The organism is Acidovorax sp. NO-1 (assembly GCF_000238595.1).
Classification (GTDB): Bacteria; Pseudomonadota; Gammaproteobacteria; order Burkholderiales; family Burkholderiaceae_C; genus Acidovorax.
Window position 1 is genome coordinate 1 of the sequence record NZ_AGTS01000047.1, and the last position, 14,357, is coordinate 14,357.

Sequence of the window (14,357 nt, forward strand, 5' to 3'; positions counted from 1 at the left end):
ACGTTGCACTTCGTACTTGAATCCGCCTCTTGAAATTTACCGTATCTGCAGCGCGGGCCGGCGCAAGCTAGCCGCCACGGCCGGTGTCGGGGGCGCCGCGGGTGCGCTGAACGCAGAGGCCACCGAAGCGGCCCCGCCCTCCTGCAACTTGAACTGGCTGACCGCGTCGCTCAGGTGGCGCGCCTGTTCGCGCAGCGATTCGGACGCTGCGGTGGACTCCTCCACCAGCGCCGCGTTCTGCTGGGTCATCTGGTCGAGCTGGGTGACCGACTGGCTGATCTGGCCGATGTTGTCGCTCTGCTCGGCCGACGAAGCGGTGATCTCGGCAATGATGTCGGACACGCGGCGCACGCTGCTCACGATCTCGGTCATGGTCTGCCCGGCCTGGCTCACCAGGCGCGAGCCGTCTTCCACCCGCTCCACCGACGAGCCAATCAGGGACTTGATCTCTTTTGCCGCGGACGCAGAGCGCTGCGCCAGGTTGCGCACCTCGCTGGCCACCACGGCAAAGCCGCGCCCTTGCTCACCGGCACGCGCGGCCTCCACGGCGGCGTTGAGCGCGAGGATGTTGGTCTGGAACGCGATGGAGTCGATCACACCGGTGATGTCTGCGATCTTGCGCGAGCTGGTGGTGATCTGGTCCATGGTGGTCACCACCTGCGACACCACGGCGCCGCCGCGTGCCGCCACTTCAGCGGCCGACGACGCGAAGTCGCTGGCCTGGCGCGAGGACTGCGCGCTTTGCTGCACCGTGCTGGTCAGCACCTCCATCGACGAGGCAGTTTCTTCCAGGTTGGCCGCGGTCTGCTCGGTGCGGTGGCTCAGGTCATGGTTGCCGCTGGCGATTTCGGAGCTGGCGGTGGAGATGTTGCCCGCCGCATCCTGCACCTGGCGCACCAGGCCGCGCAACGCGTCCTGCATGCGGCCCATGGCGCCCACCAGCTGGCCCACTTCGTCCTGGTTCATCACCGTCACATCACGCGACAGGTCGCCGCTGGCAATGCGCTCGGCCAGCTCCTGCGCCTGCCCCAGCGATTTGGTGATGGACCGCACACTGAAGAAGGTGAGCGGAATCAGCACCGCCAGGCCCAGCAGCAACGCAATGCCGATGAGCGCAGACATGGCCGAGGTGCGCGACTCCACGCCTTCGCGCGCTTCGTCCATCTGCGCGCGGGCCGAAGTGGCCAGGCTGGAGAACAGCTTGTCGGTGGCCTCCATGTGCACCTTCAGGCGGTCGGCGTAGGCGCCGCCGCCGGCGCCGTCCAGCTGCGCACCCTCGATCTTTTCGAAGATGGGCGAGATACCGGTTTCGTACTGCTTGATTTCGTCCAGGGACTTGTCGATGGACGCCACGAAATCTGCATCGCCGGATTGCACCTGGCGCACATCGGCCAGGCTCTTGCGCAGCCCGGCGAGGGTCTTCGCCCAGGTTTCGCGCAACGTGGACACCTCGACCGAGTTGTTGAAGTTGATGATGATGTCTTTTTCAATCCGGCGCACATCACCCAAAGTGGTGCGCAGGTCCGACATGTCGGTCAGTGTCTGCACCCTTTCGGAGAACAGCACCTGTAGCGTGCCACGCGTGCGGTCCAGGGCCACGTATCCCATGGCACCAATGACGACAAGAAGAATGAGGGAAAAGACGGTTCCGAAGTACAGGCGGGTGCGGATCGAGAAGCGGCCGAGAGCGTTCATGGGCTCTTCCTTACATTTTTTAACAGATAGCTCAGCATAGCAAATTCAGTGCCACAGAACCCCCGCCGGGGTCTTGTGGAGCCGCGGGGGTGGCGGGACTATAGAGCGGGTGCCTGCATCTGCCGCACAGGGTAAGCACGCCCCCCGGGCCCTGGTACAGGGAATCCTCGGGGGCAGTAGGCAGGCTTATGGCGCCGGTGTGAGGGGAATATAAAGTTGCCCGCCCTGGCGCTGGAACTCCGCCGCCTTGACCTGCATGCCCTGGGCCAGGGCTTCAGCCTCGGCCACGCCCTTTTGCTTGGCGAAGTCGCGCACCTCTTGCGTGATCTTCATCGAGCAGAACTTGGGCCCGCACATCGAGCAGAAATGCGCCACCTTGGCCGAGTCCTTGGGCAGGGTTTCGTCGTGGTACTCCTTGGCCGTGTCGGGGTCCAGGCCCAGGTTGAACTGGTCCTGCCAGCGAAAGTCGAAGCGCGCCTGGCTCAGCGCATCGTCGCGTGAGCGGGCGCCCGGGTGGCCCTTGGCCACGTCGGCCGCGTGCGCGGCGATCTTGTACGCAATGATCCCCTGCTTGACGTCGTCGCGGTCAGGCAGGCCCAGGTGTTCCTTGGGCGTCACGTAGCACAGCATGGCCGTGCCCATCCAGCCGATCATGGCGGCGCCAATCGCGCTGGCGATGTGGTCGTAGCCGGGGGCAATGTCGATGGTCAGCGGGCCCAGGGTATAGAACGGCGCTTCGTGGCAGGTCTTGAGCTGCTCGGTCATGTTGGCCTGGATCATGTGCATGGGCACATGGCCGGGGCCTTCGATCATGGTCTGCACGTCGTGCTTCCAGGCCACCTGGGTCAGCTCGCCCAGCGTGTGCAGCTCGGCAAACTGGGCTTCGTCGTTGGCGTCGCTGGCGCAGCCGGGGCGCAGGCCGTCGCCCAGGCTGAACGACACGTCGTACTGCTTCATGATGTCGCAGATGTCCTCGAAGTGCTCGTACAAAAAGCTCTCGCGGTGGTGCGCCATGCACCACTTGGCCATGATGGAGCCACCGCGCGAGACGATGCCCGTGCGCCGCTGCGCCGTGAGGTGGATGTAGGCCAGGCGCACACCCGCGTGGATGGTGAAGTAGTCCACGCCCTGCTCGGCCTGCTCGATGAGCGTGTCGCGGAAGATCGCCCAGGTCAGGTCTTCGGCCACGCCGCCCACCTTTTCCAGCGCCTGGTAGATCGGCACGGTGCCAATCGGCACGGGCGAGTTGCGCACGATCCAGTCGCGCGTGGTGTGGATGTTCTTGCCCGTGGACAGATCCATCACATTGTCGGCGCCCCAGCGGATGGCCCAGACGAGCTTCTCCACTTCTTCCTCAATGCTCGACGTGACGGCCGAGTTGCCGATGTTGGCGTTGATCTTGACCAGGAAGTTGCGGCCAATCGCCATCGGCTCCACCTCGGGGTGGTTGATGTTGGCCGGGATGATGGCGCGGCCCCGGGCCACTTCGTCGCGCACGAATTCGGGGGTGATGATGCGCGGGATGCTGGCACCCATCGGGTTGCCCATCAGGCGCTTCTCGCGGCCTGCATCGGCCATGTACTGCTCCATCCACTCACGCTTGCCGTTTTCGCGGATGGCCACGTATTCCATCTCGGGCGTGATGATGCCCTTCTTGGCGTAATGCATCTGCGTGACATTGGCACCGGCCTTGGCGCGCAGGGGCTTGCGCTGCAGGGCTGCGGCCTCGGCGCGCAGCTGGGCCAGGCGCGTGGCGTCTTCGCTCTTTTGCCCATCGTCCAGCGCCACGGGAGCGCGGCCTTCGTAGTGCTCCACATCGCCACGGCCGGTGATCCAGCCCCCGCGCACGCTGGCCAGGCCCTTGCGCACGTCGATCACGGCTTCAGGGTCGGTGTAAGGGCCGGAGGTGTCGTACACGCTGACCAGCTCGCCGTTGGTCAACGCAATGTCGCGCACGGGCACGCGCAGGTCGGTGTGCAGTTGGCCGGGGATATAGGCTTTGCGCGATGCGGGGAAGGGCTCGCGCGTCAGCGCCAGCAATTCAGCAAACTTCTCGCGAGCGATGGGATCGGGGGCATTCATGGGCAGGTCTCCTGGTTCCGGTGGGCGGTGGGGTCTGCTCCGGAATGGACCTGTGCGCCCCCCAGGGGCGGCAGCGCCTGGGGCATGACGTGCCCACAGGGACTGGGGGCACGGGGACAAGGAGGTCGGCTCTTCTTCCGCCGGTATGAACCGGATCAAGTTCGTCGGGTTCGCAAGCTGGCCTGAATTTCTTCAGGCCTCTTGCATCTCAGCGCATCAGCACACCCCGGAGCAGGCGCGAGTATAGGCCAGCGCCGTTGCGGCGCCGGGCCGTCAGAGTAATCGCTCGACGAGGACCACCACGAAGAAAACGACTGCGGCGATGATCGTCCATTTGAGAATCACCAGCCCCAGCCGTTTGTAGAACACCTGCCCGGTGCCCACATAAAAACCGAAGCACACGGCCGATGCGAGCAGCAGAAACAGGGCGAGCCAGCGAACGATCAGCATGACAGGCTGCCTTACCAGGCCCGGGCAGGCTGCGCAAAACCGGTGGGCGCCTGGCGTTCGTCCTGGAACGTGACCTCCTCCCACGCATCGCGCTGGGCCAGCAGCTCGCGCAGCAGCAGGTTGTTCATTGCATGGCCCGAGCGGAACGCGCTGTACGCGGCAAGCAGCGGTTTGCCAATCAGGTACAGGTCGCCCATTGCGTCGAGGATCTTGTGCTTGACGAACTCGTCGTCGTAGCGCAGGCCATCGCTGTTGAGCACCTTGTAGTCGTCCATCACGATGGCGTTGTCCAGCCCACCGCCCAGGGCGAGCCCGTTGGAGCGCATCATTTCCACATCGCGGGTAAAGCCGAAGGTGCGAGCGCGGGCGATGTCGCGGCTGTAGTTGCCGGCGCCCAGATCGAACTCGACTCGCTGGCCAGTGGAGTCCACGGCCGGGTGGTCGAAGTCGATCTCGAAGCTGAGCTTGTAGCCGTGGTAGGGCGACAGGCGTGCCCACTTGGCGTTGGCGCCCTCACCTTCCCGCACTTCCACCGGCCGAATCACGCGGATGAAGCGCTTGGGCGCGTTCTGCAGCTCAACGCCCGCACTTTGCAGCAGAAACACGAACGAAGCGGAGGACCCGTCCAGGATGGGCACCTCTTCGGCTGTGATGTCCACATACAGGTTGTCGATGCCCAGCCCTGCGCAGGCCGACATGAGGTGCTCCACCGTGTGCACCTTGGCGCTGCCGACCGCGATGGTCGAGGCCAGGCGGGTGTCGGTGACGGCGTCTGCACGGATGGGGATGTCCATCGGCTGGGGCAGGTCCACCCTGCGGAACACGATGCCTGTGTCCGGCTGCGCGGGACGCAGGGTCAGCTCGACCCGCTGGCCGCTGTGCAGCCCCACGCCCACGGCGCGGGTCAGAGTCTTCAAGGTGCGTTGCTGGAGCATGGGCGCATTTTAGGGGCGCGGGGGTGCCCATGCGCCGCACGGGCCCAAGCGGCACCGTGGCCAGCGTCCCGCTCGTTTTCCCTGCCCCCGCCGGCGAATGGCCATTCCACAATCGGTTACGACTGGTTGATGCACATCAAGAGGGCTGCCCGCCACCGGGGCGAACCCCTTCGCTGGCGATTGTCCGGGGCGTATATTTTTCCGATCCCAAGGAGTTATCTCATGAACACACTGAGTTTCAGAAGCAAGATCTTGCTGATGCTGGCCACGGCGCTGGTGGCCTTGCTGTTCATGGCCGTCAGTTCGTTGCTGCAGCAACGCTCCCAGATCATCGAATCGCGGCGCGAGCTGCTGACCACCGCGGTGCAGTCCGCCCACAGCATTGTGGCGTCGTACCAGTCGAAAGCTGCCAGCGGTGCCATGCCGCTGGAAGATGCGCAAAAGGCCGCAAAGGAAGCGCTGCGCGTTTCGCGCTTTGGCGGCCCGGACGGTAAAACTGAATATTTCTACATCTGGACCCTGGACTCCAAGGGTGTCATGCACCCCATCAAGCCGGAGTGGGAGGGCCAGGACATGGCGGGCAAGGTCAAGGACGGGGCGGGCACGGACATCCTCAAGCAGATCTCGGATGCCTTGCGCGCCAGCGCAAACGGCCGGGTGTTTGTGCCCACGATGTTTGCGCGCCCGGGTTCTCAGGCGCTGGTGCCCAAGCTGCAATACGTGATCCGCGTGGACGGCTGGAACTGGATGGTGGGCTCGGGCCTTTACACCGACGACATCGACCAGCTGGTGCGCAAGACGCTGTTGTCCAATCTGGCCATTGTGCTGGCGGTCATGGTGGTTGTGGGCGGCGTGGGCCTGCTGGTGGCGCGCTCGGTACTGCGCCAGATTGGCGGCGAGCCGACCGACGCCATCGCGGTGATGTCCGCAGTGGCGCAGGGCAATCTGGACACCACCATTCCGGCGGCGCCCGCGGGCTCGCTGCTCGATGGCCTGGGCCACATGGTCACCTCCCTGCGCCAGCTGGTCACGGAGGTGCGCTCCGCCACCGAAAACATCGCCACCGCGTCCAGCGAGATCGCCCAGGGCAATAACGACCTGGCCCACCGCACGGAAGACACGGCCAGCAACCTGCAGAGCACCGCCAGCAGCATGGAGGAGCTGACCAGCACCGTCCGGCAGACCTCGGATTCCGCCCAGACCGCCAATCAGATGGCCACATCGGCCGCTGCGGTGGCAGCGCGCGGGGGCGAAGTGGTGTCGCGGGTGGTGTCCACCATGCAGGACATCAACGCCAGCAGCAACAAGATCAGCGACATCATCGGCGTGATCGACGGCATCGCCTTCCAGACCAACATCCTGGCCCTGAACGCAGCGGTGGAAGCCGCCCGCGCAGGCGAGCAGGGCCGGGGCTTTGCCGTGGTGGCCAGCGAGGTGCGCAGCCTGGCCGGGCGCAGCGCCGAGGCGGCCAAGGAGATCAAGGCGCTCATCAATGCGTCGGTCGAGAAGGTGGAATCAGGCACCCAGCTGGTGGGCAGCGCGGGCGCCACCATGACCGAGATTGTGGAGAGCGTGCAGCGTGTGACCGACATCATTGGCGAAATCCGCTCGGCCACTTCCGAGCAGAGCCAGGGCATTGCCCAGGTCAACACGGCCATGAACCAGCTCGACCAGATGACGCAGCAGAATTCGGCCCTGGTAGAAGAATCCACGGCCGCCGCCGACAGCCTGCGCGAGCAGGCCATGAAACTCACCCAGGTGGTGGCACTCTTCCGGGTCAATGGCAGCACGGCGGCCGGCACAACCGCCCGCACGGTGCCCGCGCCCGCACGGCGCCCGGCAACCGGCGCGCCCAAGACCAGAGCCCCTGCCACTCCGGCGGCCTTGCGCAAGCCTGCAGCGAGCAAGCCCCCACCAGCGCTGCCGCCCACCGCCCCAGCCAGCAAACCCGGCAGGGACGATGCGGGAGACTGGGAGAGCTTCTGAATCGCAGGGAGCGCATCCAAATAGAAAAAGCCCCGGTCTTGCGACCGGGGCTTTTTTACGGACCAGCAAAGGCTTGCGTTTGCTATCAGATGAATAGCTGCTTGCGCTCTCCATCAAAAGGTTTCAGCTGCTTTGATTTCTGAAATCCAATGATGAAAAGCGCAACGCGCTCATCTATTCATAGCAAACCTCAATCCGCCTGCTTGCGCAGGAACGCAGGAATCTCCAGGTCATCCATGCCGCCGGACGACAGGGCATCCACGCGGGCTGCAGCCTGCGTGCGGTTGGTGCGCCACACGCTGGGCACCGACATGCTGCCGTAGTCGGCTTGTGCGCCACCGGCGTGGCCGCCCTGCACGGCTCCGCCCAGCGTGCCCACGCCGGCCACTGGCATCTGGTAGGCCATGTTGTCCGTGCCCGTGCGCAGGCCGCCCTGCACCACCGAGATGGGCTGGCGGCGTGCGTTGGCACGCGACAGGCCCGTGGCCACCACGGTCACGCGGATCTCGTCGCCCAGGGTTTCGTCATAGGCCGCGCCGAAGATCACATGTGCGTCGGTCGATGCGTAGGCATTGATGGTGTTCATGGCCTGGCGCGACTCGGACAGCTTGAGGCTGCCCTTGCTCGCCGTGACCAGCACCAGCACGCCCTTGGCGCCCGACAGGTCGATGCCTTCGAGCAACGGGCAGGCAATGGCCTGCTCGGCGGCGATGCGCGCGCGGTCGGGGCCGCTGGCGGTGGCCGTGCCCATCATGGCCTTGCCGGGCTCACCCATCACGGTGCGCACGTCTTCAAAGTCGACGTTCACCTGGCCGTATTCGTTGATGATTTCGGCAATGCCGCCCACGGCGTTCTTGAGCACGTCATTGGCGTGTGCAAAGGCTTCGTCCTGGGTGATGTCGTCGCCCAGCACATCGAGCAGCTTTTCGTTGAGCACCACGATCAGCGAATCCACGTTGGCTTCCAGCTCGGCCAGGCCTTCGTCAGCGTTCTTCATGCGACGGCCACCCTCCCAGTCGAAGGGCTTGGTCACCACGCCCACGGTGAGGATGCCCATCTCCTTGGCCACGCGTGCAATCACCGGCGCAGCGCCCGTGCCCGTGCCGCCGCCCATGCCCGCGGTGATAAACAGCATGTGCGCGCCCTGGATGGCGTCGCGGATGTCGTCCACCGCGGCTTCAGCCGCATCCCGCGCCTTTTCAGGCTTGCCGCCTGCGCCCAGGCCGCTGCCACCGAGCTGGATGACACGGTGCGCGGTGCTGCGCGTGAGCGCCTGCGCATCGGTGTTGGCGCTGACGAACTCCACGCCCTGCACGCTGCGGGAAATCATGTGTTCGACAGCGTTGCTGCCGCCACCGCCCACGCCGATCACCTTGATCTGGGTGCCCTGGTTGAATTCTTCGGCTTCGATCATTTCGATGGTCATGTTGGAGCTCCTGTTTCTAGATTCGTATGCAATTGCCAATGGGGAAATGAGGTCTGGGGTGCGGCAGAGCGAGGCGGTCCTGTACATCGCCATCGCTCGCGCGGTCTTCGGTGCGGGCTGCCGCGTGCAAGCCAAAGGGGATATTTCATGGCTAGAAATTCCCCACGATGAAATCCTTGAAGCGCCCGAACGCGGTCTTCATCGACCCGCTCTTTTGCGCCACCTTGAAGCCGCGCAGCCGTGCCAGGCGGGCCTCTTCCAAAAGACCCATGACGGTGGCGGCACGCGGCTGGGCCACCATGTCGGACAGGGCGCTCGAATACTTGGGGATGCCCCGCCGCACGGGCTTGAGGAAGATGTCTTCGCCCAGCTCGATCATCCCGGGCATCACCGAGCTGCCGCCCGTGAGCACGATGCCTGACGACAGCACTTCTTCATACCCCGACTCGCGCACCACCTGCTGCACCAGCGAGAAGATTTCTTCCACCCGCGGCTCGATCACACCGGCCAGCGCCTGCTTGCTCAACATGCGCGGGCTGCGGTCGCCCAGGCCAGGCACTTCCACCTGCGCCTCGGGATCGGCCAGCAGCTGCTTGGCGTAGCCGCTCTCCACCTTGATGTCCTCTGCATCCTTCGTGGGCGTACGCAGCGCCATGGCAATGTCGCTGGTGATGAGGTCGCCCGCGATCGGGATCACCGCCGTGTGGCGGATCGCGCCGCCGGTGAAGATGGCCACGTCGGTCGTGCCCGCGCCGATGTCCACCACCACCACACCCAGCTCGCGCTCGTCGTCGGTCAGCACGGCCTGGCTGCTGGCCAGCGGGTTCAGCATGAGCTGCTCCACCTCCAGGCCACAGCGGCGCACGCACTTGATGATGTTTTCGGCCGCGCTCTGCGCACCGGTCACGATGTGGATCTTGGCCTCCAGGCGGATGCCGCTCATGCCGATGGGCTCTTTCACATCCTGCCCGTCGATCACAAACTCTTGCGGCTCCACCAGAAGCAGGCGCTGGTCGCTGCTGATGTTGATGGCCTTGGCCGTCTCGACCACGCGCGCCACGTCGGCCGAGGTGACTTCCTTGTCCTTCACGGCCACCATGCCGCTGGAGTTGAGCCCCCGGATGTGGCTGCCCGTGATGCCGGTGTACACGCGCTGGATCTTGCAGTCGGCCATCAGCTCGGCCTCTTTCAACGCCTGCTGGATGCTCTGCACGGTGGCGTCGATGTTGACCACCACGCCGCGCTTCAAACCGTTGCTCGGGGCCACGCCCAGGCCTGCGAGCTTGAGCTCGCCATTGGGCAGAACCTCGGCCACCACGGCCATGACCTTGGCGGTGCCAATGTCCAGCCCCACGACGACGTCTTTGTATTCTCTTGCCATATCAGTCTCTGCCCTTCTCGGTTCTGTCCCGCTGTCCCGTCCACCGCTTGTTGCCGACTTCGTTGTGTGCCTGCATGCCCCTACCTCCTGCGCACGGCGCCGGGGGCGGCACCGGCGGCCGCGGATTCCGCGCTCACGGTGGTCACGCCGCGCAGGCGCAGTGCATAGCCGCCCGCATGGCGCAGATCCGCCGACTCCAGGGCGTCCGGGCGCCGGCCATACTGCGCGGCCACCTGCGTGAGCGTGCGCACAAATCGCTGTGTGCGCTGCACCACTTCCTGCGCGGAGCCCCCGCCCAGTTCCACCACGGCTTCGCTGTCCAAGGTGGCGCGCCAGCCGCCCCGCCCTGTCAGCTCCAGCGTTTCCATCTCCAGCCCCAGGGGCTTGAGGACAGGCTCCAGCAACCCGTGCATCTGCAGCACCTCGCGTGAGGTGCCCGTCGGCCCCAGCAGGCGCGGCAGATCGTCCTGCTCCACGTCGCCCACATTGGCCTCGAACACCTCGCCCTGGCGATTGACCAGCGCAGAGCCCAATTCGCTGCCCCAGTACGCCACGGCCTCATGCTCCTGCAGGGCCACCTGCAGGCTGCCGGGGTACACGCGCCGCACCTGCGCGCGGCGCACCCAGGGCACCTGCTCGAAAGCCTCGCGCGTAGCGCGCAGGTCCACCGTGAAGAAGTTGCCCGCCAGGTGCGGCGCCACATTGGCCCGCAGGGTGACGGCGTTGTTGTGCACCAGCTCGCCCTGCACCACGATGCGAGCAATGGCAAAGCCGGGGTAGCGCAGCACCCACCAGGCGCCCGCCGCCAGCACGAACGCCACAAAGCCCACGAACAAAACCGTTGCGGTGAGGTTCATGAGCTTGACGTCCAGGGGTGCTGGCAACGTGTTGGTCATCAGTCGGCCTTGGGCCTTGCGGGTGTGTCCAGCGCCGCGTCGGCAAGGATGCGCAGGCACAGCTCTTCGTAGCTGATACCTGACGCGCGTGCTGACATGGGCACCAGCGAGTGCCCGGTCATCCCGGGGGATGTGTTCATCTCCAGCAGGAACGGCTTGCGGTCGCTGGCGCGGATCATCAGATCGGCACGGCCCCAGCCCCGGCAGCCCAGCGTGCGGTAGGCCTCCAGCACGATGCGCTGGATCTCGCGCTCTTCCGCCTCGGGCAGGCCGCTCGGGCACTGGTACTTCACGTCGTCGGTGAAGTACTTGTTCTGGTAGTCGTACGCGCCATCGGGCGCCACGATGCGGATCACCGGCAGCGCGCGGGCGCTGGCACCCTGGCCCAGCACGGGGCAGGTCACCTCTTCGCCTTCGATGAACTCTTCGCACAGCACGTCGGGGTCGTACTGGGCCGACAGCTGCACGGCCTCCTGCATGTCTTCGTTGCCGCGCACTTTGGTCACCCCAATGGACGAACCTTCACGCGGCGGCTTCACGATGAGGGGCAGGCCCAGTTCGTCGGGCACGGTGCGCACCACCTCAGGCTGCTGGCGGTCGGGTGCCAGCCATACATAACGCGGCGTGGGCAAGCCCTCGGCCAGCCAGACCCGCTTGGTCATGACCTTGTCCATGGCAATGGCCGAGGCCATCACGCCCGGGCCGGTATACGGAATGCGCAGCAGCTCCAGCGCACCCTGCACGGTGCCGTCTTCGCCATGGCGGCCATGCAGCGCAATGAAACAGCGCGCATAGCCGTCGCGCTTCAAATCAGCCAATGCGTTTTGCGCGGGGTCGAAGGCGTGTGCATCCACACCGCGTGACCGCAGCGCCTGCAGCACACCGCTGCCGGACATGAGAGAGACCTCGCGCTCGGCCGAGTCGCCGCCCATCAGCACGGCAACCTTGCCCAGGGATTTCACATCAATATTTGGATCAAAACCGGTCATAGCGCTCTCCCATCATGCGCTGATAGCTCACTATTTTGTAGCATTTCAACCACTTTGCCGGGCACCGCGCCAATGGAGCCTGCGCCCATGCACATCACCACATCGCCGCCCTTCGCGTTGTCGGCAATGGCCTGGGGCAGGTCGGCCACGTTGTCCACAAACACCGGCTCCACGCGGCCTGCCACCCGCAAGGCCCGGGCCAGCGAGCGGCCGTCTGCCGCCACCACGGGCGCTTCCCCAGCGGCATACACCTCGGTGAGCAGCACCGCGTCGGCATTGCCAATGACCTTCACAAAATCCTCGAAGCAATCGCGCGTGCGGCTGTAGCGGTGCGGCTGGAACGCCAGCACCAGGCGGCGACCCGGAAACGCGCCGCGCGCGGCTGCCAGCGTGGCGGCCATCTCCACGGGGTGGTGGCCGTAGTCGTCGATCACGGTGAATGTGCCGCCATCCTTGGCGGGCAGGTCGCCGTAACGCTGAAAGCGCCGGCCCACGCCCTTGAAGCCCGCCAGCGCGCGCTGCACGGCTTCGTCGGGAATGTTCAGCTCCACAGCGATAGCGATGGCCGACAGCGCGTTGAGCACGTTGTGCTCGCCCGCCAGGTTGAGCACGATCTCCATGTCGGGCAGCGTGACGCCATTGCGCCGCTGCACCGTGAAGCGCATCTGGCCCGCCTCGGCCCGCACGTTGATGGCGCGCACCTGGGCGTCTTCCGAGAAGCCGTAGCTGGTGATAGGGCAGGTCACGCTTTGCAGGATCTCGCGAACCGCCGGACTGTCCACGCACAGCACCGCTGTGCCATAGAACGGCATGCGGTGCAGGAAATCGACAAACGCGCCCTTGAGCCGGCCGAAGTCGTGGCCGTAGGTCTCCATGTGGTCGGCGTCGATGTTGGTCACCACGGCCATCACGGGCAGCAGGTTCAGGAATGACGCATCCGACTCGTCGGCCTCGACCACGATGTAGTCGCCGCTGCCCAGCTTGGCGTTGGCGCCTGCGCTGTTGAGCTTGCCGCCGATGACGAACGTCGGGTCCAGGCCCGCCTCGGCCAGCACGCTGGTCACAAGGCTGGTGGTGGTGGTCTTGCCATGGGTGCCGGCAATGGCGATGCCCTGCTTCAGGCGCATCAGCTCGGCCAGCATCAGCGCGCGGGGCACCACGGGAATTTTTTTCTCGCGCGCGGCCAGCACCTCGGGGTTGTCGGGCGTGACGGCGGTGGAGGTGACCACCGCATCGGCACCGTCAATGTGCGCAGCCGCATGGCCCAGGCAGGTCTTGATGCCCAGCCCCTCCAGGCGGCGCAGCGTGGCGCTGTCGGCCAGGTCCGAGCCCGAGATGCGGTAGCCCAGGTTGAACAGCACCTCGGCGATGCCGCTCATGCCCGCGCCGCCCAGGCCGACGAAGTGGATGTGCCTGATCGCGTGTTTCATGCTGCAAGCTCCTCGCAGGCAGTCACCACTTCGCGGGTGGCGTTGATTTTTTGCATGTTTTTGGCCTTCAGCGCAATATCTACAAGCGCAGGGCGCTCCAATTTCAATAGCATTTTCGACAACCCCTCGGGCGTCAGGTCGCGCTGCTGCACCAGCCAGCCGCCGCCTGCATTCACCAGGAACTGCGCGTTGGTGGTCTGGTGGTCGTCCACCGCCGACGGGAAGGGCACGAACAGCGCTGCGGCGCCCACGGCGGCGATCTCGGTGACGGTGCTCGCGCCCGCGCGGCAAACGATGATGTCGGCCGCTGCAAATGCGCTGGCGGTGTCGTCGATGAAAGGCGTCAGCTCTGCCTCGATCCCGGCTGCGGCGTAGTTGGCGCGGAGCTGGTCGATCTGTGTCGCGCCGCTTTGATGGATCACGCTTGGGCGATGCCCGGCGGGCATCAGCGCCAGCGCCTGCGGCACGATCTCATTGAGGGCGCGCGCCCCCAGGCTGCCGCCCACCACCAGCAAGCGCAGCGGCCCGGTGCGCCCGGCAAAGCGCTCGGCCGGGCCGGGCTGCTGCGTGAACGCGGCGCGCAGCGGGTTGCCCACCCACTGGCCTTTGGCCAAGACATTGGGGAAGGCGGTGAACACCCGGTCGGCCACGCCCGCCAGCACCTTGTTGGCCATGCCGGCCACCGAGTTCTGCTCGTGCAGTACCAGCGGCTTGCCGGCCAGCACACCCATCATGCCGCCCGGAAAGGTGATGTAGCCACCCAGGCCCACCACCACATCGGGCTTCACACGGCGCACGACCTGCAGCGCCTGCCAGAACGCACGCAGCAGGCGCAGCGGCAGCAGGGCCAGCGTGACGAGCCCCTTGCCGCGCACGCCCGAAAAGTCGATGAGTTCCAGCACAAAGCCGTGCTGCGGCACGATGCGGGACTCCATGCTGCCGGGCGCGCCCAGCCAGTGCACGCGCCAGCCGCGTGTACGCAGCTCTTCGGCCACCGCAAGGCCCGGAAAGATGTGGCCGCCGGTGCCTCCGGCCATGATCAAAGCAGTTTTCTGCGCGCTCATACGCGGCCCCCTCTCATGAGGCA

General features: G+C 65.8%; 11 protein-coding genes and 1 riboswitch. Of the genes, 1 reads left to right on the forward strand and 10 read right to left on the reverse strand.

All coding sequences use genetic code 11. The features are described from left to right. Positions 1-36 precede the first annotated feature (36 nt). The 4 genes from KYG_RS04805 to lpxC form a co-directional block, all read right to left on the reverse strand. Positions 37-1,695 (reverse strand): methyl-accepting chemotaxis protein, encoded by a 1,659-nt coding sequence (locus KYG_RS04805; protein ID WP_008903715.1) that lies wholly within the window; start codon positions 1,693-1,695, stop codon positions 37-39. A gap of 186 nt (positions 1,696-1,881) precedes the next feature. Continuing rightward, positions 1,882-3,777 (reverse strand): phosphomethylpyrimidine synthase ThiC, encoded by a 1,896-nt coding sequence (gene thiC, locus KYG_RS04810; protein WP_008903716.1) that lies wholly within the window; start codon positions 3,775-3,777, stop codon positions 1,882-1,884. 115 nt (positions 3,778-3,892) lie between these two features. Further along, a riboswitch (TPP riboswitch) is annotated at positions 3,893-4,016 on the reverse strand. A gap of 34 nt (positions 4,017-4,050) precedes the next feature. After that, positions 4,051-4,227: a hypothetical protein gene (locus KYG_RS24820; protein ID WP_008903717.1), complete on the reverse strand. Its 177-nt coding sequence runs from the start codon at positions 4,225-4,227 to the stop codon at positions 4,051-4,053. A gap of 11 nt (positions 4,228-4,238) precedes the next feature. After that, positions 4,239-5,162, reverse strand: coding sequence for a UDP-3-O-acyl-N-acetylglucosamine deacetylase (lpxC, locus tag KYG_RS04815; protein WP_008903718.1), 924 nt, complete (start codon positions 5,160-5,162; stop codon positions 4,239-4,241). Positions 5,163-5,384: 222 nt separating this feature from the next. On the opposite strand from lpxC, the gene KYG_RS04820 reads away from it, so the two are divergent. Next, positions 5,385-7,148, forward strand: a complete 1,764-nt coding sequence (locus KYG_RS04820) for a methyl-accepting chemotaxis protein (protein WP_008903719.1) — start codon at positions 5,385-5,387, stop codon at positions 7,146-7,148. A gap of 190 nt (positions 7,149-7,338) precedes the next feature. On the opposite strand, the gene ftsZ is transcribed toward KYG_RS04820, so the two are convergent. The 6 genes from ftsZ to murG all read right to left on the reverse strand — a co-directional run bounded on the left by ftsZ (position 7,339) and on the right by murG (position 14,334). After that, positions 7,339-8,574, reverse strand: a complete 1,236-nt coding sequence (ftsZ, locus tag KYG_RS04825) for a cell division protein FtsZ (protein ID WP_008903720.1) — start codon at positions 8,572-8,574, stop codon at positions 7,339-7,341. Positions 8,575-8,725: 151 nt separating this feature from the next. Next, positions 8,726-9,955 (reverse strand): cell division protein FtsA, encoded by a 1,230-nt coding sequence (ftsA, locus tag KYG_RS04830; protein WP_008903721.1) that lies wholly within the window; start codon positions 9,953-9,955, stop codon positions 8,726-8,728. An 80-nt stretch (positions 9,956-10,035) separates the two neighbouring features. Next, positions 10,036-10,851: a cell division protein FtsQ/DivIB gene (locus KYG_RS04835; RefSeq protein WP_008903722.1), complete on the reverse strand. Its 816-nt coding sequence runs from the start codon at positions 10,849-10,851 to the stop codon at positions 10,036-10,038. Further along, positions 10,851-11,840: a D-alanine--D-alanine ligase gene (locus KYG_RS04840; RefSeq protein WP_008903723.1), complete on the reverse strand. Its 990-nt coding sequence runs from the start codon at positions 11,838-11,840 to the stop codon at positions 10,851-10,853. Before KYG_RS04840 ends, KYG_RS04835 begins: the two co-directional genes overlap by 1 nt. Continuing rightward, a complete protein-coding gene (murC, locus tag KYG_RS04845) occupies positions 11,837-13,270 on the reverse strand; it encodes a UDP-N-acetylmuramate--L-alanine ligase (RefSeq protein WP_008903724.1) in 1,434 nt (477 codons plus the stop codon). Before murC ends, KYG_RS04840 begins: the two co-directional genes overlap by 4 nt. After that, positions 13,267-14,334, reverse strand: a complete 1,068-nt coding sequence (gene murG / locus KYG_RS04850) for an undecaprenyldiphospho-muramoylpentapeptide beta-N-acetylglucosaminyltransferase (protein WP_008903725.1) — start codon at positions 14,332-14,334, stop codon at positions 13,267-13,269. The genes murC and murG overlap by 4 nt, the downstream gene beginning before the upstream one ends. Between the last annotated feature and the right edge of the window lie 23 nt (positions 14,335-14,357).

What these genes read in the sequence shown, in the direction of transcription:
- KYG_RS04805 (WP_008903715.1), bottom strand. Translation starts at nt 1,695, where the DNA reads ATGAACGCTCTCGGCCGCTTCTCGATCCGCACCCGCCTGTACTTCGGA.
- thiC (WP_008903716.1), bottom strand. Translation starts at nt 3,777, where the DNA reads ATGAATGCCCCCGATCCCATCGCTCGCGAGAAGTTTGCTGAATTGCTG.
- KYG_RS24820 (WP_008903717.1), bottom strand. Translation starts at nt 4,227, where the DNA reads ATGCTGATCGTTCGCTGGCTCGCCCTGTTTCTGCTGCTCGCATCGGCC.
- lpxC (WP_008903718.1), bottom strand. Translation starts at nt 5,162, where the DNA reads ATGCTCCAGCAACGCACCTTGAAGACTCTGACCCGCGCCGTGGGCGTG.
- KYG_RS04820 (WP_008903719.1), top strand. Translation starts at nt 5,385, where the DNA reads ATGAACACACTGAGTTTCAGAAGCAAGATCTTGCTGATGCTGGCCACG.
- ftsZ (WP_008903720.1), bottom strand. Translation starts at nt 8,574, where the DNA reads ATGACCATCGAAATGATCGAAGCCGAAGAATTCAACCAGGGCACCCAG.
- ftsA (WP_008903721.1), bottom strand. Translation starts at nt 9,955, where the DNA reads ATGGCAAGAGAATACAAAGACGTCGTCGTGGGGCTGGACATTGGCACC.
- KYG_RS04835 (WP_008903722.1), bottom strand. Translation starts at nt 10,851, where the DNA reads ATGACCAACACGTTGCCAGCACCCCTGGACGTCAAGCTCATGAACCTC.
- KYG_RS04840 (WP_008903723.1), bottom strand. Translation starts at nt 11,840, where the DNA reads ATGACCGGTTTTGATCCAAATATTGATGTGAAATCCCTGGGCAAGGTT.
- murC (WP_008903724.1), bottom strand. Translation starts at nt 13,270, where the DNA reads ATGAAACACGCGATCAGGCACATCCACTTCGTCGGCCTGGGCGGCGCG.
- murG (WP_008903725.1), bottom strand. Translation starts at nt 14,334, where the DNA reads ATGAGCGCGCAGAAAACTGCTTTGATCATGGCCGGAGGCACCGGCGGC.